The organism is Pseudomonas azotoformans (genome assembly GCF_900103345.1).
Taxonomy (GTDB): domain Bacteria; phylum Pseudomonadota; class Gammaproteobacteria; order Pseudomonadales; family Pseudomonadaceae; genus Aquipseudomonas; species Aquipseudomonas azotoformans.
Map to the genome: position 1 here is coordinate 6140056 of NZ_LT629702.1, position 20742 is coordinate 6160797.

Consider the following 20742-nt stretch of genomic DNA (forward strand, 5'->3'; position numbering starts at 1 on the left):
CAGAATGGGCGCCATTGATGATGAGGCTTCAACGGATGAGAATCCTCGGCATTCTGTGCCTGCTACTCACATTGAACGGCTGCAGTTCCCTGCTGTTCTACCCCGAGCCCGGCCTGCCGTTCACGCCGGAAAAAGCTCACCTTCAATACCGTGATGTCACCCTCACCACTGCCGACGGTGTAAAGCTCCACGCCTGGTGGCTACCGGCCAAACCCGGCGTGCCACTCAAGGGGACGGTGCTGCACCTGCATGGCAACGGCGGCAACCTGGCCTGGCACCTGGGGGGGAGTTGGTGGCTGCCGGAACAGGGGTATCAAGTGCTGTTGCTGGATTATCGCGGCTATGGGCTGTCGCAAGGCAAACCGTCGTTGCCGGCGATCTATCAGGATGTGGACGCGGCGTTCCAATGGATCGACAAGGCACCCGAAACCCAGGGCCAGCCGTTGATCGTGCTGGGGCAGAGCTTGGGGGGCGCGTTGGCAGTGCACTACCTGGCCGCCCACCCTGAGCGCCAATCGCGGCTCAAGGCGTTGGTGCTGGACGGCGTGCCCGCCAGTTATCGTGACGTAGGACAATTCGCCCTGAGCACCTCCTGGTTAACATGGCCATTTCAGGTGCCTTTGTCCTGGCTGGTCCCGGACGCCGACAGTGCCATCTACGCCATGCCCCGGCTGACGGGTGTACCCAAACTGCTGTTCCACAGCCTGGATGACCCGATTGTGCCGGTGGCCAACGGGATCCGCCTGTACCAGGCCGCACCGCCACCCAGGGTGTTACAGCTGACCCGAGGCGGCCATGTGCAGACCTTTGCCGACAAGACCTGGCAAACCGTGATGCTGCGTTACCTGGATGACCCCCGGCACTTCAACGGTCTGCGTCGCCTGGGCGAAATTCCGAATTACCCGATTCCTAAAATTGACTCATCAGAGAGCCCGCAATGAGCGAAGAACGCAACATGATCCCGCTGATCCTCACCGGTATCGGCACCATCATCGGTACTGTCGGTTGCCTGTGGTACTACGGCTACCTGCACTTTGCCAAGCCAGAAGATGCGTTGCTGCTCAGTGATTTCACCATGCTCAAGACGGTGCCGGGCGAGGACTACAAGATTTCCCTGACCCCGGCCGCGCAAGTGGCGCAGTGCGTGGATGGCGTGCTGGTGATGTTCGACACCGAACAGAAAGGCCTCAGCGGTGTGCTGGTGAACAACAAAAAGCAGGCCGTGCGTTGCATGGGGCAGGAAACCCCGCAATTGCAGGAGTGAATACTCTTTTTGACGGTGTGGGAAAGTTCGGTTTTGCGTAGCGACTAATTATTTAACGAACGTCAGGTGTTCTGCCGGCCGGAACCAGTCTCGCTTGCTTACCACTCATCATGGGCTGATCGGCAATGCTGATCGGTCCATTTTTATTAGTCTGGAGTGAGCATATATGGCGGGTATAAACGGAATGTCGGGCATAGGGAGCACGGGCAATGTTGGAAATGTCGGCGGTGACGCTCCGTCAAGCCAAGGCGTTGATCAGCAGATCCAGGACCTTCAAAATAAAATTAAAGACTTGCAGTCACAGGGTGCCCAAGGCGGTCAGGGCAGCCAAGGCGGAAGTGAGCTTGAAGAATTGATGAGGCTGCTGGAAAAGCTGCTTAAACAAAAAAATGATCAAGGCGGGCAGGGGGCACAGGGTGATCAGGGTGGCGGTCAGGGGCAGATCCAAATGCCGGAGACCCAGGGCTCAGGCAAAGTCGGCGGTTAAACGGCACCTCTCAAAAAACGCCCTTTCAGGGCGTTTTTTTATGCTCAATCTGCTGTTCAGACTTTCACGACGTGTGTGGCGTAACACAGGATGCCGAACGTCATGCAGCTGAAATTGAAATGTCTGGAACCGTTTCGACTTAAATGCCACATAAAATGCGGCTACCTATATAGATCGGGTCGAGGATGAAAATACATATTCCTGTATTGGAAAACATGTTGGCCATGGCAAGGCAGCATGTGGCGCTGGAACATGACGCCGCTCGCAGGAACAAGCGCGATCAAGGGATGGATAAGCAGGCGAGCGCGAAGATTGAAATGCCCGTCGAGGACATGAGTCGCACTATTCAGTTTGATGAGCCAAAAAAAAACCCACCGTGAGGTGGGTTTTCTTATCCAATGCCAATCAATCAGTTAGCAACGGAAGACCGTGGCTTGACCGGCTGGTTGTCGTTGGAGATGGTCACCTCAACGCGGCGGTTCATGGCGCGGCCCGAGACGCTGCCGTTGTCGGCAACCGGGTATTCCTTGCCATAGCCCTGGGTCACGATGCGCGAGATATCCACGCCCTGTTGTGCCAGTGCACGTTGTACGGAGGCCGCACGACGCTCGGACAGGCTCTGGTTGTACGAATCGGAGCCGGTGCTGTCGGTGTAGCCTTCGACGATCACTTTACGGTCCGGGTTGTCGCGCAGGAACTGCGCCAGTTTGGTGATGTTCACCAGGCCGCTGGATTTCAAGTCGGACTTGTTGGTGGCGAACAGCACGTCACCGAAAGTCACCAGGGTGCCGCGATCAGTCTGCTTGGCGTTCAAGCTGTCCTGCAGCTGCTTGATCTGCGCATCACGGGCGTCGAGCAGGGCGCGGGCGCGTTCGTCACCGGCGTTTTTCAGCTTGGCTTCGGATTCGCGCAGCACGATGGTGTCTTTGGCTACTTCAACGCGCTGGTTGGTCAGGTAAGCCAGTTGGTCGACTTTCTTCTGATCTTCCTTGTCGCGGTAGGCCTTGTCAGCCTTGTCCAGCCAGTCGCTGGCGTCCTTGGTTTCCAGCGCCGCGAGCTTGGTGGCCTGCGGGTTGGTCTGCAGGGACGAGAAGTTGGTCCGTGCGTTTTCCAGGTTCGCGTTCGGCGGGGTGGAGCAGGCCGCCAGGGCAACGCTCATCGCCAGCAGGGCAGGGATCATCAATTGTTTACGCATAGTCGTGTCGTCCTTTCAATTCGATATCGGGTGCAATGCAATCAGGGGCGGCGGCTTATTTCTGCTGGATAGCAGCCGGGCGCATGCCTTCCTGACGCAGCTCCTGAACAGCTTTCTGGGAGTCCTTCACAGCCTGTTCGGCCTTGGCGGCCTGGGATTTGCGCTCAGCGACACGAGCGTCCCACTCGGCTTGTTCAGCCAGGCGACGGGCTTCGTCGTAGTTCTTGTCGTGCATGGCAATCTCGGCTTGCTTGAGCTTGTCCTGAGCCGACTTCATTTCTACCGCTGCGTACTCGGTGCCGCCGGCGCTGACAGCGCTGTTCACCGCAGATTGGGTAACGGCGTACTGCTCTGTCGGAGGGTTGCCGGCGCAGCCCGCCAGAACGAAGCTGGTGCCGATTGCCAGCGCGGCCAATTTGAGCCCGCGCAGGTGGTTAAACGAGGATTTGGCAGTGCTGGTCTTCATCGTCTTCAACTCCATTGGATAACTCCTGAAAAACATCAAAATCCATGTCACTGGTCTGCGGCTGGGGGCTTGGTACTCACGCACAAATTGCCCTTTAAAACGGCCGTTCCAAGTGATGGCTTACTGGCTGTGACCGGAGGCTTTTTTCAAAAGTTCAGAGAAGATGGCGATTTGCCTAAAAAAATATCTGACTGTTCGGTCAGCGAAAAAACTTGGAACTTCTGCGTTGCGCAGCGGTACGCCGGGCTCGTAAAGAGCCCGGAATACAAGGGGTTTGCCCTAGGGTTTCAGTGTTTCGGTTTGTCGCCGCTCGCTGCTAAGTCATGCAGATAGCGACGCGACAGCGTCAGAAAACGCGGGGTAGGGCCGACGTCTTCATAGAGCGGGTCGCCCTCTTCATCAGTGGCGATCACCTGCTGCCCCTTGATGTACGGAAAGCTGGCTTCCAGCTCTTCCAGTGCGGCGCCGATCAGTTCGCCGAGCAGTTCTTCGGTGCTGCGCTTGGGGTACATCTCGGCGATCGCTGCCAGGCGTGCCGCAGCTTCCACATCCAGGTGGATGGCGTACTCGGTCTTGGTCAGGCGACCCTTGGCGTTCTCTTCCCAATGCTGGGCCAGTTCTCGGATTTTCATGGCAACCTCAATAAAGCCCGCGATAGCAGGCGGTGATGAGTGACCCGTCGCCCGCACGGACAAACGCGACGACTTAGTGTTGAGACTAGCTGCAACTCACAAGGTTTAAAGTCTTGTCATAAATGGGCGCTGGCGGCACTCTGGCAAACCTGCGCGTCCCGGATTTCTGGCTGGAGATTGGCTGATGAGTGATATCGATGCACGCTTGCGTGAGGATGTTCACCTGTTGGGTGAGCTGTTGGGCAACACCATTCGAGAGCAGTACGGCGATGATTTCCTCGACAAGATCGAGCAGATCCGCAAGGGCGCCAAGGCCGACCGCCGTGGCGCAGGCGATGAACTGAGCACCAGCCTCAACCAGTTGCAGGAAGATGAACTGCTGCCCGTGGCCCGTGCTTTCAACCAGTTCCTCAACCTGGCCAACATAGCCGAGCAATACCAACTGATTCACCGCCGCGACGAGTCGCAACCGGCGCCTTTCGAAGCCCGTGTATTGCCTGAGTTGCTGGCGCGGCTGCAAGCCGAAGGCCACAGCAACGAATCCCTGGCGCGCCAATTGGGGCGCCTGGAGATTGAACTGGTCCTCACCGCCCACCCCACCGAAGTGGCGCGCCGCACCCTGATCCAGAAGTACGACGCCATCGCCGCCCAATTGGCCCTGCAGGATCACCGCGACCTCACCACGGCCGAGCGTGAGCAGATCCGCCAACGCCTGCAACGCTTGATCGCCGAGGCCTGGCACACCGAGGAAATCCGCCGCACCCGGCCCACGCCGGTGGACGAAGCCAAGTGGGGCTTTGCGGTCATCGAACATTCGCTGTGGCACGCGATTCCCAATTACCTGCGCAAGGCCGACCAGGCCCTGCACGCCGCCACCGGCCTGCGCTTGCCGCTGGAGGCGGCGCCGATCCGCTTTGCGTCGTGGATGGGCGGCGACCGTGACGGCAACCCGAATGTCACTGCACCGGTCACCCGTGAAGTCTTGCTGCTGGCGCGCTGGATGGCTGCCGATCTGTACCTGCGCGATATCGATCACCTGGCCTCCGAACTGTCGATGCAGCGCGCCAGCCCGGCGTTGCAGGCCAAGGTCGGCGATAGCGTCGAACCCTATCGCGCCTTGCTCAAGCAATTGCGTGAACGCCTGCGTGCCACGCGCCAATGGGCGCATACGGCGTTGAGCAGTAGCACGCCGGCACCTGCCGAGGTGTTGCAGAACAACCGCGATCTGCTGGAGCCGCTGGAGCTGTGCTACCAGTCGCTGCACGAATGCGGTATGGGCGTGATCGCCGATGGGCCGTTGCTTGATTGCCTGCGGCGTGCGGTGACGTTCGGCCTGTTCCTGGTGCGGTTGGATGTCCGCCAGGATTCCAGTCGCCACACGGCGGCGATGACCGAAATCACCGATTACCTGGGGCTTGGGCGTTACGAAGACTGGAACGAAGAGATGCGCATCAGCTTCCTGATGAAGGAGCTGGCCAACCGTCGACCGTTGCTGCCGGGTTATTTCAAACCGTCGGCGGATACCGCCGAAGTGCTCAACACCTGCAAGGAAATTGCCGCCGCGCCTGCGGCGTCCCTGGGTTCGTATGTCATCTCCATGGCCGGCGCTGCGTCGGACGTGCTGGCGGTGCAGTTGCTGCTTAAAGAGTCGGGCGTGCAACGGCCGATGCGCGTGGTGCCGCTGTTCGAAACCCTGGCCGACCTGGATAACGCAGGCCCGGTGATCGAGCAACTGTTGCTGCTGCCCGGGTACCGCGCGCGGCTGCAAGGCCCGCAGGAAGTGATGATCGGCTACTCGGACTCGGCCAAGGACGCCGGCACCACCGCCGCTGCCTGGGCGCAATACAGGGCGCAGGAACGCCTGGTGGATATCTGCCGTGAACAGCAAGTGGAACTGCTGTTGTTCCACGGCCGTGGTGGCACCGTTGGCCGTGGCGGCGGCCCGGCCCACGCGGCGATCCTGTCGCAACCGCCGGGCTCGGTGGCGGGACGCTTCCGTACCACCGAACAGGGCGAGATGATCCGCTTCAAGTTCGGCCTGCCGGATATTGCCGAGCAGAACCTCAACCTTTACCTGGCCGCCGTGTTGGAAGCGACCCTGTTGCCACCGCCGCCACCCGAGCCAGCCTGGCGCCATTTGATGGACGAATTGGCGGCAGACGGTGTCAGCGCTTACCGCGCCGTGGTGCGCGAGAATCCGCAGTTCGTCGAGTATTTCCGCCAGTCCACGCCGGAACAGGAATTGGGCCGCTTGCCGTTGGGCAGCCGCCCGGCCAAGCGCCGTGCGGGCGGCATTGAAAGCCTGCGTGCGATTCCGTGGATCTTCGGCTGGACCCAGACCCGCCTCATGCTGCCCGCCTGGCTGGGTTGGGAAGCGGCGCTGAGCAAGGCCCTGGAACGTGGCGAAGGCGACTTGCTGGGGCAGATGCGTGAGCAGTGGCCGTTCTTCCGTACCCGCATCGACATGCTGGAAATGGTGCTGGCCAAGGCCGATGCCGATATCGCCCGCCTGTATGACGAGCGTCTTGTGCAGCCGGACCTGTTGCCATTGGGTGCGCATCTGCGCGACCTATTGTCGCAGGCCTGCAAGGTGGTGCTTGGCCTGACTGGCCAGTCGCAGCTGCTGGCCCATAGCCCGGACACCCTGGAGTTCATCCGCCTGCGCAACACCTACCTCGACCCGTTGCACCTGTTGCAGGCCGAGTTGCTGGCGCGTTCGCGCCAACAGGAAGCGGCACAGGACAGCCCTCTGGAACAGGCGCTGCTGGTCTCCGTGGCCGGTATTGCCGCCGGTTTGCGTAACACCGGCTAAGGTTTTTTGCGTGTTCTCAACGGCTTGCAGATAAACCATGGCGGCCGCCCTGAAACGGGCGGCTGGCGTTTGTGGGGCCAGGTTGCACCCAGGCGCACCCTACCTATGACGTAGAGGCAGCACGGGTTCCTGCGACTTTTGGCGGCTTGTGTGCTTAAGGCCTGCTGTGTATCTTGATCAGCCTTTGGCCGTTTGGGCGGCCCGAATTCTATTTTTACGCGATTGGCCCGCCGCGGCGAATCCGAGCGTCATCTCTATAAAAAATTGAGGAGCACATCAATGCGCGTCATTCTGCTGGGAGCTCCCGGGGCCGGTAAAGGTACTCAGGCAAAGTTCATCACTGAAAAATTCGGCATTCCACAAATCTCCACCGGCGACATGCTGCGTGCGGCCGTCAAGGCCGGCACCGAGCTGGGCCTGATCGCCAAGAGCGTGATGGACAGCGGTGGCCTGGTTTCCGATGACTTGATCATCAACCTGGTCAAGGAACGCATCAGCCAGGAAGACTGCAAGAACGGTTTCCTGTTCGACGGCTTCCCGCGCACCATTCCCCAGGCTGAAGCCCTGGTGAAGGCGGGCGTCGAGTTGGATGCCGTGGTCGAAATCGCGGTTGAAGACGAAGAAATCGTCCAGCGTATTGCCGGTCGTCGCGTTCACGAAGCCTCGGGCCGCGTGTACCACACCGTCTACAACCCGCCGAAGGTTGAAGGCAAGGACGACGTCACCGGTGAAGACCTGGTGCAGCGCAAAGACGACACCGAAGAAACCGTGCGTCATCGCCTGTCGGTCTACCACTCCCAGACCAAGCCGCTGGTGGACTTCTACCAGAAGCTGTCCGCCGCCCAGGGCAAGCCGAAGTACAGCCACATTCCTGGCGTCGGCTCGGTTGAAGCGATCACTGCCAAAGTGCTGCAAGCACTGAGCTGATCTCTCGACCGGCTTCACGGATAACGGCCCGCTTGCGGGCCGTTGTTGTTTATACTGGCGCACTTTTTTCGACTTGGACACCTACACCGATGAGCACCCTGCTGGCCCTGGACACCGCGACTGAAGCTTGCTCCGTTGCCTTGCTGCACGATGGCAAGGTAACGAGCCACTACGAGGTGATCCCGCGCCTGCACGCGCAGAAGCTGTTGCCGATGATCAAGCAACTGCTGGAAGACGCCGGCACCACGCTGGCCGCGGTCGATGCAATCGCTTTCGGTCGCGGCCCGGGTGCGTTTACCGGCGTGCGCATCGCCATCGGCGTGGTGCAGGGCCTGGCGTTTGCGCTGGAGCGTCCGGTGTTGCCGGTGTCCAACCTGGCCGTGCTGGCCCAGCGCGCCTTGCGTGAACATGGCGCCCGGCAGGTGGCGGCCGCTATCGATGCGCGCATGGATGAAGTGTATTGGGGTTGCTACCGCGAAACGGCGGGCGAGATGCGTCTGGTCGGCGTGGAAGCCGTGCAGCCGCCGGAGTCATCGCAACTGCCTGCTGACGCCAGCGGCGATTGGTTCGGTGCTGGCACCGGTTGGGGGTATGGGGAGCGCATCGTTGTGCCGTTGGTGGGCCAGGACGCGACGATGTTGCCTCACGCCGAGGACTTGCTGACACTGGCACGTTTTGCTTTTGAGCGTGGCGAGGCGATTCCGGCGGACCAGGCGGCGCCGGTCTATCTGCGCGATAAAGTGGCGCAGACCAAGGCAGAGCGCGGGATTATTTGACGCCAAAAATGATGGCAGTTTGGGGCTAAATTCACCAATCGTCAGAATTTGCCCCTGGTTTTAAACCTTTTTCAAATTATGTGTTCTAGTTATCACCAGAGCATTTGCGCGCTACGGATTGCGCCACTAAAATGCCATTACTGATAGCGAGTTCGCGCCCATGCGTATTGATGGCTTTTCCTCACAGTCTTACCCAATCAAGCGCAAGCCGCGTAAGGCGAACGTCACGGTGGACGACTCCGTCGAGGACTCGCCGGATTTCATCGACGTCCAAGCCGATGCACAGGCCAATGCCCAAGCGCGTATCAGCGGTCTTCCCGCCCGTCAGCAAGATATGGTCTTCCCACGCTCCATGAGCAAAAGCGTTGCCACCGCCCTGGCCAGCTACCTGACCACTGCCGGCTTTGTCGAATGGGATATGGAAGTGCTGGGTCTCGATATCCACATCTGATGCGTCTGCCTTATTACCTCGGTTGCCCGTCCTGGAGTGAAAACGCCTGGCGTGAATACCTGTACCCCGCCGATGCCCGTTCCAGCGACTACCTCGCGCTCTACTCCCAAGTCTTCAACGCCGTCGAAGGCAACACCACGTTTTATGCCCGCCCCTCAGCCGCCACCGTGCAGCGCTGGGCCGAAATCATGCCTGACGACTTCCGCTTCACGGCCAAATTTCCCGGTGACATCAGCCACAGCGGCAACCTGATCGAGCAACTACCGGCAGCGGAAAGCTTCGTGGGCCTGATGAGCCCGTTGGGCGAGCGGGTATCGCCCCTGTGGTTGCAACTGCCCGCGACGTTCACCCCGCAGCGCCTGGGGGAGTTGGCAGGTTTCATCGATGGCCTGGAGCGGCCGATGGCGGTGGAAGTGCGTCATTCGGAATTCTTCGCCAAAGGCGACGCCGAGCGCATGCTTAACCGCTTGCTACGGGATCGGGGCGTTGAGCGCATCTGCCTGGACCCCCGCGCATTGTTCAGTTGCACGTCCACGTCAGCCGCCGTGCTGCACGCCCAATCGAAAAAGCCCAAGGTGCCAACCCGGCCGGCGGCCCTGACGCAGTTTCCCCAAGTGCGTTTTATCGGGCATCCCGAATTGGAAGCCAACGACCCGTTCCTGGTGCCGTGGGTGGAAAAAGTCGCCGGTTGGATTGAAGAAGGCCGCACACCCTACGTGTTCCTGCACACTTCGGATAATCGCCTTGCCGCCCAACTGGCGCTGCGTTTCCATGATCAGTTGATGGCCCGCCTGCCGGGTTTGCCCGCATTGCCAGTGTTGGATCGTGCCCCCGCCGTGGAGCAACTGGGGTTACTCTAGGGTTCCTTTTTCCGCCAGGAGCCCGACATGGATGCCCAAACCCTTCGCGCCGAAACCTTCAAAGCCTTGCATGAGCGCGACCGTGCGTTCGTGATGCCCAACCCGTGGGACGCAGGCTCCGCGGTGATGCTGGCCAGCCTGGGTTTTGAAGCGCTGGCCACCACCAGTGCGGGGTACGCGTTCAGCCTGGGGCGCACGGATGCGGAAGGAGCGTTATCCCTGGAAGACACCTTGATCAACGCCGGCATGATTGCCAATGCCACGGCGTTGCCGGTAGCGGCGGACCTGGAAAACGGCTTCAGCGACACTCCCGAAGGCTGCGCCCAGACCATCCTGCGTGCCGCCGCCACCGGTATCATCGGCGGCTCCATCGAAGACGCCACGGGCATTGCTGCTGATCCGATCTATCCTTTCGATCTGTCCGTCGAGCGCGTCGAAGCCGCGGTGGCTGCCGCGCGCAGCCTGCCATTCCCGTTCACCCTGACGGCCCGTGCGGAAAACCTCCTGCATGGCCGCCTGGATTTGCCCGACACCATCCGCCGCCTGCAAGCCTACGCCGAAGCCGGTGCCGACGTGCTGTATGCCCCGGCCCTGCGCAGTGCCGAGGAAGTGCTGGCGGTGGTCAAGGCGGTGGCGCCCAAACCGGTGAATGTGCTGATGTCCGGCGGCTTGAACCTGAGTGTCGCGCAGTTGAGCGAGATGGGCGTGCGGCGGATCAGCGTCGGCTCGGCCCTGGCGTTGGCGGCCTACGGCGAGTTCTACCGCGCCGCGCAGGAAGTGTATGAGTTGGGCACGTTTACCTTCACCGAGCGCAAGATGCCGTTCAGCCAGGCCAACCAATTCTTCAAGGGCTAAGCGGTGCGTTTTTTCAAAGTGCTGGGCCTGCTGCTGATCCTGGCGGGTGCCGTTGCCGTGGGGGTCTGGCGTGGATGGGTGCCACTACCGGCCGATTGGAACCCGTGGGCACCGCTGGACGTACGCGCCAACCCGAACTTCTTGACTCGCTACAAGCTGGGCCGTCTACAGGATGACCCGGCATTGTGCGAACAGGTGCTGGAAACCTCGGGCCTGCGCGTCAGTCATCAGGCGGATTCGCCGGCAGATGCCGCTTGCCCCTTGCGCAATACCTTGCGCGTACAGAGTGCGGCGGTTGGGCTGAGCAGTAGCTTTCTCGCCAGTTGCCCACTGGCGGTGGCGTTCGCCCTGTTTGAGCGGCACAGCTTGCAACCGGCGGCCCAGGCGGTATTCGGCCAGGCAGTGACGCGGGTCGATCACCTGGGCAGCTTTGCCTGTCGCACTATCTATAACCGTGCCGAAGGGCGACTCAGCCAGCATGCGTCAGCCAACGCGCTCGACATCGCCGGTTTTCGCCTGGCGGATGGGCGCAGCATCAGCGTGCTCAAGGACTGGCCAGGGGAGGGCGATAAGGCACGGTTCCTGCGTCAGGTCCGCGATAGCGCCTGTGATGATTTCAATGTCGTGCTCAGCCCTGACTACAACGCCGCGCACCGCAACCATTTCCATCTGGATATGGGGCGTTGGTGGGTGTGTCGCTGAGGCTTAGGCGGCCAGGCGCAGGTTCTGGGTGACCAGTGGGCGAGCCCAGTAGTAGTCGAAGTCCAGGGCTTTTTGTTGCGCGACCAGTTCTTCGGTTGGGTACGGCGTGGCGGCTGGAGGCAGCAGGTCCAGTTCGAATTCTGCGATGGGCAGGTGCAGAGGGCGCGGCTCCGGGGCTGGACCCGGTTCCGGCAACGGCTGGCCGGCCGTCAGTACGATGGGGCGGACCCATCCGCTTTCGAAGTTCTGCTGGCGTTGCTGGGCGACGATTTCTTCTTCCGGGAACGGTGTGGCGGCCGGTGGCAACAGGTCGGTCTCGAACTCGGCAATCGGCAGGAACAGCGGCTCCGGTGGAGCAATCTCGGTGTCTTTCACGTCGCACTCACGCTGGGTGAGAATCTGCGACAGCAGGTCGGCACCGGCGCTGGGCTCTACCGCTGGGTCCGCCGGTGCTGGCGTCTGCACGGTGAGTGCGTCGGGCGTATCGCCGAGCTGTTCGGCCAGTGCTCGGGCGAAGAAGTCCTGCCACACATGACTCACCCCGGCCAGCGCTTGAGTATTGCGCAGGCCGTAGTGGTTGTGGGTCGGCAGTACACCGATGGTTAGGGGAAGAATGTCTGACATTTTTCTCGGTCGACGCTCAGCTCTGGCAAAATACCTGACTGTTGTTTTTATCGGCCGCTGTTTGCCGATCCTTAATATTTTTGAGCGTAGCGATTGATGAGCGAACAACCAGCGGCCAGCCGCATCCAGGTCGAGGCCTTGGGCGAGGTTTTCCAGGCCCGCGCCGAGCAATGGGCGCAGCGGCTTGGCTTGCCTTTGCAGCAGGCAGATGCGGACTTTTCCCTGCAAGTGGGGGAGCATGGCCTGCAATTGCAACAGCTCGGGGCTGACGCGCCAGGGCCGGTGCGCGTGGATTTTGTCGAAGGCGGCGCGGCGCATCGGCGCCTCTATGGTGGCGGTAGCGGGCAGATGATCGCCAAGGCCGTGGGCATCGCTCAAGGCGTGCGCCCACGAGTGCTCGACGCTACGGCCGGCCTGGGCAAGGACGCTTTTGTACTGGCCAGCCTGGGGTGCGAGATGAGCCTGATCGAGCGCCAGCCGCTGATCGGCGCCTTGCTCGAAGATGGCCTGGCGCGCGGCGCGGATGATTTTGAAGTGGCACCGATCGTGGCGCGCATGAAGCTGCTCAAGGGCAACTCCATCGACGTAATGCGCAACTGGGAAGGCGAGCCGCCCCAGGTGATCTACCTCGACCCGATGTTCCCGCACCGTGAGAAAACTGCCCTGGTGAAGAAGGAAATGCGCCTGTTCCGGCCGTTGGTGGGGGATGATCCCGATGCGCCGGCGCTGCTGGCTGCCGCCCTGGCCCTGGCCAGCCACCGCGTGGTGGTCAAGCGCCCGCGCAAGGCGCCGTGCATCGAGGGACCCAAGCCGAGTCATGCGCTGGATGGCAAATCCAGTCGCTATGACATCTACCCTAAAAAAGCGCTCAAGCCCTAAGACTGAAAATGCCCTGTGGTGAGCCACAGAGAATGGGTTACGGCCTGTAGGCCCGCATAAACAACCCCACCACCTCTTGCACATGGGCTTCGGCGGCCTCTTCACTCAGTTGCCCGCCGCAGCCATACAGCAAGCAGAAATTCGCCGTGCCCTTGAGCAGGCAGAAGAAATGCTCGGCCGCCGTAAAGGGCTTGTCGATGCTCAGCGCGCCGCTCTGGTCGATCTTGCCGAGCAGGCGTTCCATGCCCTGCAGCATGCGCATGGGGCCGGCCTCGAAGAAGATCTGCGAGAGTTTCACGTCCTGGTTGCCGGTGGTCATCATCAGGCGATGCAGGTTGACCGACTCTTCACTGTTGATCAGCCGATGGAACCCCCGCGCGATATTCAACAGCACAGTTTGTACGGGTATGCCCTCGGGCAACTCGAAGTACATCACCGGCAGTTGTTCTTCGCACTTGGCCACCACGGCGGCGGTGAACAAGGTCTCTTTATCGTTGAAGTGGCTATAGACGGTCAGTTTCGACACGCCGGCTTCCAGTGCCACCGCGTCCATGCTGGTACTGGCGTAGCCATTGCTCAAAAACAGGATTTTCGCTGCTTCGAGGATTGCCTGGCGTTTTGCCATGTCCTTGGGGCGCCCGGGGCTATTGGTGTTCAGAGGATTGTCGGACATTTTCACCTTTAATACTGGACTGGTGAGTTTGGTATTAATACCATACCCGCCAGTATAATTATTCCTAGCTCTACTTGCGAAAGGTCCTACAGCATGCGCAGTACTTTCCTGCCCTTTGCTTTGCCTGTCAGTTTGGTCGTGCTGTTGGCCGCCTGCGGCCATGAAGAAGCGGCCCAGATTACCATCCGCCCGGCCATGGTGGTGCAGCCACAGCCTTCTTCGCAATCGACGGACAGCTACCCCGGCGAAGTGCGTGCGCGCTATGAACCGGATCTGGCCTTTCGCATCGGTGGCAAAGTCAGCAAGCGCTGGGTGGAGGAGGGCGAACGGGTCAAGGCCAACCAGCCGCTGGCGGAACTCGACCCTCAGGACGTGCGCCTGCAGCTGGAAGCGACCCGTGCCCAAGTCGCCGCCGCCGAAGCCAACCTGAGCCTGGTCCGCGCCGAGCGCGACCGCTACAAGACCCTGATGGACCGTCAGATGGTCAGCCGTTCCCAGTACGACAACTCCGAAAACCTCTACCGATCCGGTGAAGCACGCCTCAAGCAGATCAAGGCCGAGTTCGACGTGGCCAGCAACCAGGCCGGCTATGCCGTTCTACGTGCGCCTCAGGACGGGGTGGTGGCCAAGCGTGCGGTGGAAGTCGGCCAAGTGGTGTCCGCCGGGCAAACCGTGTTCACCCTGGCTACCGATGGCGAGCGCGAAGTGCTGATCAGTCTGCCGGAACAAGGTTTTGGCCGCTTCAAGATCGGCCAGCCGGTGTCGGTAGAGCTGTGGAGCCAGCCGGATCAGCGTTTTACCGGGCGTATTCGCGAGCTGTCACCGGCGGCCGACCCCAAGTCGCGGACGTTTGCGGCTCGCGTGGCATTTACCGGCGGCAAGGTCCCGGCTGAACTGGGCCAGAGCGCGCGCGTATTCATACAGGTCGACGGCGATGTTCCGTTGTCGGTGCCGCTGTCTGCCCTCAGTGCGGAGAACGGTGCGTCCTACGTCTGGCGCGTGCAGCCCGACAACACGCTCAAGCGCACGCCGGTGCGCATTGGTGCCTTCGGTGAAAAAACCGTCCCGGTCCTGGAAGGCCTGGCCCCGACAGATTGGGTGATCGCTGCCGGTGTACACGTGCTTCACGAGGGCCAGCAAGTACGCCCGGTGGACCGCTCCAACCGTGTGGTGAATCTGGCGGCCAAGGAGTAGTCCCCGATGGGTTTCAATCTTTCCGAATGGGCGTTGCGCAATCGCCAGATCGTACTGTTCCTGATGATCCTGCTGGCAGTGGTCGGCACCTTGTCCTACTCCAAGCTGGGGCAAAGTGAAGACCCGCCGTTCACCTTCAAGGCCATGGTCATCAAGACCAACTGGCCTGGCGCAACGGCGCAGGAAGTCTCGCGGCAGGTCACCGAACGCATCGAGAAAAAACTCATGGAGACCGGCGAGTACGAACGCATCGTCTCTTTTTCTCGCCCAGGTGAGTCCACTGTCACCTTCATTGCTCGCGACTCCATGCACTCTGTGCAGATTCCCGAACTGTGGTACCAGGTGCGCAAGAAGATCAGCGACATCCGCCAGACCTTGCCGCCGGACATTCAGGGGCCGTTTTTCAACGATGAATTCGGCACCACCTTCGGCAATATCTACGCCCTGACCGGCGACGGTTTCGACTACGCCGTGCTTAAGGACTATGCCGACCGCATCCAGATTCAACTGCAGCGCGTGGCTGATGTGGGCAAGGTCGAGCTGCTCGGCCTGCAGGACGAAAAAATCTGGATCGAGCTGTCCAACCTCAAGCTGGCCACCCTCGGTTTGCCTTTGGCAGCGGTGCAACAAGCGTTGCAAGAGCAGAACGCGGTCTCCACTGCGGGCTTCTTCGAAACCCCGAGTGAACGTGTGCAACTGCGTGTATCGGGCAACTTCAAGAGCGTGGAAGAGATCCGCAATTTCCCGATTCGCGTGGGTGACCGCACCTTCCGCATCGGCGATGTGGCCGACATCCACCGGGGTTTCAACGACCCACCGGCACCACGCATGCGCTACATGGGCGCAGACGCGATTGGCCTGGCCGTGGCGATGCGCGACGGCGGAGACATCCTGGTATTGGGTAAAGCCCTGGAAGGTGAATTCGCACGCCTGCAGAAGAACCTCCCTGCGGGTATGGAGTTGCGCAAGGTGTCGGACCAACCGGCGGCGGTGAAAACCAGCGTCGGCGAATTCGTGCAGGTACTGGCCGAGGCGCTGGCCATCGTGTTGCTGGTGAGTTTCTTCTCTCTCGGCGTGCGCACCGGCATGGTGGTGGCCCTGGCGATTCCGCTGGTGCTGGCGATGACGTTTGCCACCATGTATTACCTCGGCATCGGCCTGCACAAGATTTCCCTGGGCGCACTGGTGTTGGCGTTGGGCCTGCTGGTGGACGACGCGATCATCGCCGTGGAGATGATGGCGATCAAAATGGAGCAGGGCTACGACCGGCTCAAGGCCGCCAGCTTTGCCTGGACCAGCACCGCGTTCCCGATGCTCACCGGTACGTTGATCACCGCCGCCGGCTTCCTGCCGATTGCCACCGCGCAGTCGAGCACCGGCGAATACACCCGTTCGATCTTCCAGGTGGTGACCATTGCGCTGCTCGCCTCGTGGGTTGCCGCTGTGGTGTTTGTGCCCTACCTGGGGGAAAAGCTCCTGCCGGACCTGGCGAAAATTCACGCAGCCAAACATGGCACCGATGGTCCTGATCCCTACGGCACACCGTTCTACCAGCGCGTAAGACGTTTGGTGGAGTGGTGCGTGCGTCGCCGCAAAACCGTGATCGTCCTGACCCTGTTGCTGTTTATCGGCTCGGTCGCGCTGTTCCGTTTTGTGCCACAGCAGTTCTTCCCGGCCTCCGGTCGCCTGGAATTGATGGTCGACCTGAAACTGGCCGAAGGCGCCTCGCTGAGCAACACCGCTGACCAGGTCAAACGCTTGGAAAAGCTGCTCAAGGATCACGCTGGCATCGACAACTACGTGGCCTATGTCGGTACTGGATCGCCGCGTTTCTACCTGCCGCTGGATCAACAACTGCCGGCCGCCAGTTTTGCCCAGTTCGTGGTGCTGGCCAAAACCATCGAAGAGCGCGAAAGCCTGCGCACCTGGCTGATCGAAACCCTCAACGAACAATTCCCCGACCTGCGTTCACGGGTTACCCGCCTGGAAAACGGCCCGCCCGTGGGTTACCCGGTGCAGTTCCGGGTGACCGGCGAACATATCGAAGAGGTCCGCGCGCTCGCCCGTAAAGTGGCGGCCAAGGTTCGTGAAAACCCTCACGTGGTCAACGTGCACCTGGACTGGGAAGAGCCGAGCAAGATCGTCTACCTCAATATCGACCAGGACCGCGCCCGTGCCCTTGGCGTGAGTACGGCCAACCTGTCGAAATTTCTGCAGAGTTCGTTGACCGGCTCCAGCGTCAGCCAATACCGCGAGGACAACGAGTTGATCGAAATCCTGCTGCGCGGCACCGTCCACGAACGCACCGAACTCTCGTTGCTGCCGAGCCTGGCTGTGCCGACGGACAACGGCAAAAGCGTCGCGCTGTCGCAGATCGCCACCCTCGAATACGGCTTCGAAGAAGGCATCATCTGGCACCGCAACCGCCTCCCGACGGTGACCGTACGCGCCGATATCTATGGCAAGGAACAGCCCGCGACATTGGTCCAGCAGATCCTGCCGACCCTGGAAGGCGTGCGTGCCGAACTGCCGGATGGCTACCTGCTCGACGTGGGCGGGACCGTGGAGGATTCCGCTCGAGGACAGAACTCGGTGAAAGCCGGGGTGCCGCTGTTTATCGTGGTCGTGCTGACCTTGTTGATGCTGCAGTTGCGCAGTTTCTCACGCACCGCGATGGTGTTTCTGACGGCACCGCTGGGCTTGATCGGGGTGACTTTGTTCCTGCTGGTATTCCGCCAGCCCTTCGGTTTCGTTGCCATGCTCGGCACCATCGCCCTGTCGGGGATGATCATGCGTAACTCGGTGATCCTGGTGGACCAGATCGAGCAGGACATCAAGGCCGGCCTGGCGCCATGGCAAGCAATCATTGAAGCCACCGTCCGGCGCTTCCGTCCGATTGTGCTGACAGCCCTCGCGGCGGTATTGGCGATGATCCCGTTGTCGCGCAGTGTGTTCTTCGGGCCAATGGCCGTGGCGATCATGGGCGGGTTGATTGTGGCGACTGCGTTGACGTTGCTGTTTTTGCCCGCACTTTACGCGGCCTGGTTCAGGGTCAGGAAGCCAGTGCATTAACGTATTGTCGGGCGTGTGTGTTATCGCCGCGCCCGATAACGACTGGATAAAGTGGGAAAAGCCTGAGATCCGATAACTGCTGTTAAAGCCTGAATATCTCCCACCGGTTTACTTAAAGGGCAGGTAGTTTCTTGTCGACAGTTTTTATAATTGACGTATTGGTGTCGGCCAGCGGGGCGATTTTTTGTAGTGTCAAATCCAGGTGGCTGACGGAGTCGGTATAGAGATGACAGACGAAACTGTCGTCTCCGGTGATTTTGTAACAAACCACACATTCCGCCATCGTAGCGAGTAACAGTTCAACCTCTTGGAATTGCCCGGTCAGGGGTTTGACTCTGACTAATGCCTGAAGTGCATAGCCCAGCGCCTCGGCGCCCAGTTCTACGCTAAACCCGCATATAACACCCGCCATCTCCAGGCGCTTAAGGCGTTCGCTGCAACCCGGCGCAGACAAACCTACCTCTCGACTCAGCGCGCGGATAGACGTGCGGGCATTCTGGTGAAGGGCAACAATCAGAGCGCGGTCGATCGGGTCTAGTTTGTGGCCGCTCTTTGTAAGCTTTTTCATTAGATGGACCTTACGAACATTGATGAAACAGCATGAAAATCTTACATACCATAGATCTATAAAAAAAGAATGGATTTTTTCAATCGCTCTGCCTATTGTTTTTTTTGCGTGCAGTGATACGTAGTACTGCACGGTTATTTAAACGTGATCTATTTATCGAGGGATTGAAATGAACTACGTACTTGATGAGGCCCGCCTGCAACAACATCACCATAATAATTTTACCGAAGAGAAACTGTTTTCCTTGCGTCATGAGTTTTCTCGCGACGGCTTTATAAAACTGCGTAATATCGTCGATGATGAGCTGCGCAACTTCATCACGGCAGAAGTTAACAGTTTGATTGATCATCAACTTGAACGTCGCGACTTGCATCTGGCAACTACCGATAACACACCGCGCTACATGAGCGTGGTGCGCAGCGAGTTCATTGCTGAAAACAGTCCGTTGATCAACGCGCTGTCGAAGTCCGAAGTACTGCTCGGTACTTTGTCCCTGATTGCAGGCACGCCAATCGTGGCATCCGTCTCCAAGGACGAGGAATTCCTGATCACCAAACAGGAACGCAAGGGGGATACCCACGGCTGGCACTGGGGCGATTACAGTTTTGCCCTGATCTGGATTATCGAAACACCCCCGATTGCCAAGGGCGGGATGCTGCAATGTGTGCCTCACACCTCTTGGGACAAATCCAACCCGCGGATCCACGAACTGCTGTGCAGTAATCCGATTGCGACCTACGGCTTCAAGACGGGAGATATCTATTTCCTGCGCACCGACACCACCCTGCACCGCACCATTCCGCTGAATGAAGATGCCACGCGGATCATCCTCAATATGACGTGGGCCGCAGAAAAAGATCTTGCCCGAAACCTTCACGGCAATGACCGCTGGTGGGAAGACAAGCACGCCGAGGCCGCAAAAAGCCTGACGTAGGACACGTCTGCCTGGTTGTCAGTTGAACCCATGGGATGCACGATCATGCACGATATCCAATGTCTCCAACGCGCCAATGCCTTGCTTGCACAGGCGCACTCTCATGCAGCCATGGCTGACCTGGTCCGGGCGGCCGTGGCTCGAAATGACCAGTGGCGCGGGCAACAGTGCATCAATCTCGTGGCTGCCGAGTCTCCAACCAGTCCCTCTGTGCGCGCGTTGCTGTCCAGTGAAGTCGGCACGCGCGCCTCAGGTGGGCACATTGGGCGTGACAACCGGTTTTTCTCTGGCATGAAGAATATCGACGAACTGGAATCGCTGTGTGTGGAGCTGTTGAAAACCACCTTGCGCGTCCGGCATGCCGATCATCGATTGCTGGGCGGTATGGCCGCTGTGCTGGCGGCTTACACGGCATTGGCCCGTCCAGGCGACAATGTCATGACCGTTCCGGTGATCAGGGGCGGTGATACCAGCAACCGAACCAATGGACCTCCCGGGGTACGCGGGCTCAAGGTCTGGGATATTCCCTTCGTACACAAGACTGCGGATATCGATCTCAACCGCTTCAGCGAGGTTGCCCAGGCCTTGAAACCTGCCGTCATCGGGCTGGGCATGACGTTGACCCTGTTCCCCCTGCCCGTGGCAGACATCAAGGGGATCGTCTCGCCCTGGGGAGGCAAGGTCTATTTTGACGCCGCCCATCAACTGGGCTTGATCAGCGCCGGGTTGTTCCAAGACCCACTGGCCGAAGGGGCGGACCTGATGACCGGCTCTTCCGGAAAGACCTTCAGTGGCCCTCAGGGCGGCGTGATGGTGTGGAACGATGACGCGTTGACGGCACCTGTGCATGAGGCGATTTTCCCCACCCTGACCGGCAGCCATCAGATCAACCGGGTTGCGGCGCTCGCGGTGGCGGCGACCGAGATGCTGGCGTATGGGCCGGCCTATATGAAGCAAGTGGTGAGCAACGCACAGGCGTTGGCCCGGCACTTGGACCTGCGGGGCGTGACGGCCTTTTATCGAGACCAGGGCTACACCCGAACCCATCAGATCGTGATCGATTCAAAACCCTTCGCCAGCGGCCGCGAGGCGGTGCAGCGCCTGGAGGCGGCGAACATCATCGCCAATGAAATGCCGCTGCCTTGGGACGCCAATCCCTACAAGGAAACGGGCATTCGATTGGGCACTGTAGAAGTCACCCGGCTAGGGATGAAAGAGCGGGAGATGGCGTGGATAGCCGAACAGATTGCCAAGGTGCTGTTGCATAGGGAGGACCCCATGGCGGTCGCCAACGGTGTGATCGATTTCATGAAGAACCACAGGACGGTCTACTTCTGCCATGAAAATGGGCTGCCGCGCTAAGTCATTAAC

The 20742-nt window shown here is 60.2% G+C and carries 22 protein-coding genes; 16 read left to right on the plus strand and 6 right to left on the minus strand.

The window, feature by feature from the left end:
• Positions 1-35 precede the first annotated feature (35 nt).
• From BLR69_RS27820 to BLR69_RS27835, 4 genes are all read left to right on the plus strand, one after another.
• The gene (locus BLR69_RS27820) at positions 36-941 is read left to right on the plus strand and encodes an alpha/beta hydrolase (RefSeq protein WP_071496973.1); all 906 of its coding nucleotides are present in this window, start codon (positions 36-38) and stop codon (positions 939-941) included.
• Complete coding sequence (locus BLR69_RS27825; protein ID WP_071487485.1) at positions 938-1264, plus strand: hypothetical protein; 327 nt, start codon at positions 938-940, stop codon at positions 1262-1264. The genes BLR69_RS27820 and BLR69_RS27825 overlap by 4 nt, the downstream gene beginning before the upstream one ends.
• A gap of 166 nt (positions 1265-1430) precedes the next feature.
• Positions 1431-1751, plus strand: coding sequence for a hypothetical protein (locus tag BLR69_RS27830; protein WP_169716634.1), 321 nt, complete (start codon positions 1431-1433; stop codon positions 1749-1751).
• 185 nt (positions 1752-1936) lie between these two features.
• The gene (locus BLR69_RS27835; RefSeq protein ID WP_071496972.1) at positions 1937-2131 is read left to right on the plus strand and encodes a hypothetical protein; all 195 of its coding nucleotides are present in this window, start codon (positions 1937-1939) and stop codon (positions 2129-2131) included.
• 29 nt (positions 2132-2160) lie between these two features.
• On the opposite strand, the gene BLR69_RS27840 is transcribed toward BLR69_RS27835, so the two are convergent.
• The 3 genes from BLR69_RS27840 to BLR69_RS27850 all read right to left on the minus strand — a co-directional run bounded on the left by BLR69_RS27840 (position 2161) and on the right by BLR69_RS27850 (position 4044).
• A complete protein-coding gene (locus BLR69_RS27840) occupies positions 2161-2946 on the minus strand; it encodes an OmpA family protein (RefSeq protein WP_058425322.1) in 786 nt (261 codons plus the stop codon).
• Positions 2947-3001: 55 nt separating this feature from the next.
• Positions 3002-3412 carry a DUF4398 domain-containing protein gene (locus BLR69_RS27845; protein WP_172832141.1) on the minus strand — a complete coding sequence of 137 codons (411 nt, stop codon included), beginning with the start codon at positions 3410-3412 and terminating at the stop codon, positions 3002-3004.
• A 287-nt stretch (positions 3413-3699) separates the two neighbouring features.
• A complete protein-coding gene (locus BLR69_RS27850; RefSeq protein ID WP_071496970.1) occupies positions 3700-4044 on the minus strand; it encodes a pilin assembly protein in 345 nt (114 codons plus the stop codon).
• Positions 4045-4228: 184 nt separating this feature from the next.
• On the opposite strand from BLR69_RS27850, the gene ppc reads away from it, so the two are divergent.
• The 7 genes from ppc to BLR69_RS27885 all read left to right on the plus strand — a co-directional run bounded on the left by ppc (position 4229) and on the right by BLR69_RS27885 (position 11427).
• Positions 4229-6856, plus strand: a complete 2628-nt coding sequence (ppc, locus tag BLR69_RS27855) for a phosphoenolpyruvate carboxylase (protein WP_071496969.1) — start codon at positions 4229-4231, stop codon at positions 6854-6856.
• Between the two features lie 279 nt (positions 6857-7135).
• A complete protein-coding gene (gene adk / locus BLR69_RS27860) occupies positions 7136-7783 on the plus strand; it encodes an adenylate kinase (RefSeq protein ID WP_010212617.1) in 648 nt (215 codons plus the stop codon).
• A gap of 89 nt (positions 7784-7872) precedes the next feature.
• A complete protein-coding gene (gene tsaB / locus BLR69_RS27865) occupies positions 7873-8559 on the plus strand; it encodes a tRNA (adenosine(37)-N6)-threonylcarbamoyltransferase complex dimerization subunit type 1 TsaB (RefSeq protein WP_071496968.1) in 687 nt (228 codons plus the stop codon).
• Between the two features lie 160 nt (positions 8560-8719).
• Positions 8720-9010, plus strand: a complete 291-nt coding sequence (locus BLR69_RS27870; RefSeq protein WP_071496967.1) for a hypothetical protein — start codon at positions 8720-8722, stop codon at positions 9008-9010.
• Positions 9010-9870 (plus strand): DUF72 domain-containing protein, encoded by an 861-nt coding sequence (locus tag BLR69_RS27875; RefSeq protein ID WP_071496966.1) that lies wholly within the window; start codon positions 9010-9012, stop codon positions 9868-9870. Before BLR69_RS27870 ends, BLR69_RS27875 begins: the two co-directional genes overlap by 1 nt.
• Before the next feature lie 27 nt (positions 9871-9897).
• Positions 9898-10725, plus strand: coding sequence for an isocitrate lyase/PEP mutase family protein (locus BLR69_RS27880; protein WP_071496965.1), 828 nt, complete (start codon positions 9898-9900; stop codon positions 10723-10725).
• Positions 10726-10728: 3 nt separating this feature from the next.
• Positions 10729-11427, plus strand: coding sequence for an extensin-like domain-containing protein (locus tag BLR69_RS27885; protein ID WP_071496964.1), 699 nt, complete (start codon positions 10729-10731; stop codon positions 11425-11427).
• A 3-nt stretch (positions 11428-11430) separates the two neighbouring features.
• Here the strand turns inward: BLR69_RS27885 and BLR69_RS27890 are convergent, their stop codons facing one another.
• On the minus strand, positions 11431-12051 hold the full coding sequence (locus BLR69_RS27890) for an energy transducer TonB (RefSeq protein WP_071496963.1): 621 nt from the start codon (positions 12049-12051) through the stop codon (positions 11431-11433).
• Positions 12052-12147: 96 nt separating this feature from the next.
• Here BLR69_RS27890 and BLR69_RS27895 point away from each other — a divergent pair, with 96 nt between their 5' ends.
• Positions 12148-12930: a class I SAM-dependent methyltransferase gene (locus BLR69_RS27895; RefSeq protein ID WP_071496962.1), complete on the plus strand. Its 783-nt coding sequence runs from the start codon at positions 12148-12150 to the stop codon at positions 12928-12930.
• A gap of 37 nt (positions 12931-12967) precedes the next feature.
• Here the strand turns inward: BLR69_RS27895 and BLR69_RS27900 are convergent, their stop codons facing one another.
• Complete coding sequence (locus BLR69_RS27900) at positions 12968-13603, minus strand: TetR/AcrR family transcriptional regulator (protein ID WP_071496961.1); 636 nt, start codon at positions 13601-13603, stop codon at positions 12968-12970.
• A gap of 93 nt (positions 13604-13696) precedes the next feature.
• On the opposite strand from BLR69_RS27900, the gene BLR69_RS27905 reads away from it, so the two are divergent.
• A complete protein-coding gene (locus BLR69_RS27905; RefSeq protein WP_071496960.1) occupies positions 13697-14797 on the plus strand; it encodes an efflux RND transporter periplasmic adaptor subunit in 1101 nt (366 codons plus the stop codon).
• Between the two features lie 6 nt (positions 14798-14803).
• Complete coding sequence (locus BLR69_RS27910) at positions 14804-17869, plus strand: efflux RND transporter permease subunit (protein ID WP_071496959.1); 3066 nt, start codon at positions 14804-14806, stop codon at positions 17867-17869.
• A 112-nt stretch (positions 17870-17981) separates the two neighbouring features.
• Here BLR69_RS27910 and BLR69_RS27915 read toward each other — a convergent pair whose 3' ends face one another.
• Positions 17982-18437, minus strand: coding sequence for an Lrp/AsnC family transcriptional regulator (locus tag BLR69_RS27915; protein WP_071496958.1), 456 nt, complete (start codon positions 18435-18437; stop codon positions 17982-17984).
• 169 nt (positions 18438-18606) lie between these two features.
• Here BLR69_RS27915 and BLR69_RS27920 point away from each other — a divergent pair, with 169 nt between their 5' ends.
• A complete protein-coding gene (locus BLR69_RS27920) occupies positions 18607-19371 on the plus strand; it encodes a HalD/BesD family halogenase (RefSeq protein ID WP_071496957.1) in 765 nt (254 codons plus the stop codon).
• A 45-nt stretch (positions 19372-19416) separates the two neighbouring features.
• Positions 19417-20733 (plus strand): serine hydroxymethyltransferase, encoded by a 1317-nt coding sequence (locus BLR69_RS27925; protein ID WP_083365832.1) that lies wholly within the window; start codon positions 19417-19419, stop codon positions 20731-20733.
• Positions 20734-20742 lie beyond the last annotated feature (9 nt).

Excerpts from the sequence above, each read along its gene's own strand:
- BLR69_RS27820 (WP_071496973.1), top strand. The coding sequence starts at position 36 with ATGAGAATCCTCGGCATTCTGTGCCTGCTACTCACATTGAACGGCTGC.
- BLR69_RS27825 (WP_071487485.1), top strand. The coding sequence starts at position 938 with ATGAGCGAAGAACGCAACATGATCCCGCTGATCCTCACCGGTATCGGC.
- BLR69_RS27830 (WP_169716634.1), top strand. The coding sequence starts at position 1,431 with ATGGCGGGTATAAACGGAATGTCGGGCATAGGGAGCACGGGCAATGTT.
- BLR69_RS27835 (WP_071496972.1), top strand. The coding sequence starts at position 1,937 with ATGAAAATACATATTCCTGTATTGGAAAACATGTTGGCCATGGCAAGG.
- BLR69_RS27840 (WP_058425322.1), bottom strand. The coding sequence starts at position 2,946 with ATGCGTAAACAATTGATGATCCCTGCCCTGCTGGCGATGAGCGTTGCC.
- BLR69_RS27845 (WP_172832141.1), bottom strand. The coding sequence starts at position 3,412 with ATGAAGACCAGCACTGCCAAATCCTCGTTTAACCACCTGCGCGGGCTC.
- BLR69_RS27850 (WP_071496970.1), bottom strand. The coding sequence starts at position 4,044 with ATGAAAATCCGAGAACTGGCCCAGCATTGGGAAGAGAACGCCAAGGGT.
- ppc (WP_071496969.1), top strand. The coding sequence starts at position 4,229 with ATGAGTGATATCGATGCACGCTTGCGTGAGGATGTTCACCTGTTGGGT.
- adk (WP_010212617.1), top strand. The coding sequence starts at position 7,136 with ATGCGCGTCATTCTGCTGGGAGCTCCCGGGGCCGGTAAAGGTACTCAG.
- tsaB (WP_071496968.1), top strand. The coding sequence starts at position 7,873 with ATGAGCACCCTGCTGGCCCTGGACACCGCGACTGAAGCTTGCTCCGTT.
- BLR69_RS27870 (WP_071496967.1), top strand. The coding sequence starts at position 8,720 with ATGCGTATTGATGGCTTTTCCTCACAGTCTTACCCAATCAAGCGCAAG.
- BLR69_RS27875 (WP_071496966.1), top strand. The coding sequence starts at position 9,010 with ATGCGTCTGCCTTATTACCTCGGTTGCCCGTCCTGGAGTGAAAACGCC.
- BLR69_RS27880 (WP_071496965.1), top strand. The coding sequence starts at position 9,898 with ATGGATGCCCAAACCCTTCGCGCCGAAACCTTCAAAGCCTTGCATGAG.
- BLR69_RS27890 (WP_071496963.1), bottom strand. The coding sequence starts at position 12,051 with ATGTCAGACATTCTTCCCCTAACCATCGGTGTACTGCCGACCCACAAC.
- BLR69_RS27895 (WP_071496962.1), top strand. The coding sequence starts at position 12,148 with ATGAGCGAACAACCAGCGGCCAGCCGCATCCAGGTCGAGGCCTTGGGC.
- BLR69_RS27900 (WP_071496961.1), bottom strand. The coding sequence starts at position 13,603 with ATGTCCGACAATCCTCTGAACACCAATAGCCCCGGGCGCCCCAAGGAC.
- BLR69_RS27905 (WP_071496960.1), top strand. The coding sequence starts at position 13,697 with ATGCGCAGTACTTTCCTGCCCTTTGCTTTGCCTGTCAGTTTGGTCGTG.
- BLR69_RS27910 (WP_071496959.1), top strand. The coding sequence starts at position 14,804 with ATGGGTTTCAATCTTTCCGAATGGGCGTTGCGCAATCGCCAGATCGTA.
- BLR69_RS27915 (WP_071496958.1), bottom strand. The coding sequence starts at position 18,437 with ATGAAAAAGCTTACAAAGAGCGGCCACAAACTAGACCCGATCGACCGC.
- BLR69_RS27920 (WP_071496957.1), top strand. The coding sequence starts at position 18,607 with ATGAACTACGTACTTGATGAGGCCCGCCTGCAACAACATCACCATAAT.
- BLR69_RS27925 (WP_083365832.1), top strand. The coding sequence starts at position 19,417 with ATGCACGATATCCAATGTCTCCAACGCGCCAATGCCTTGCTTGCACAG.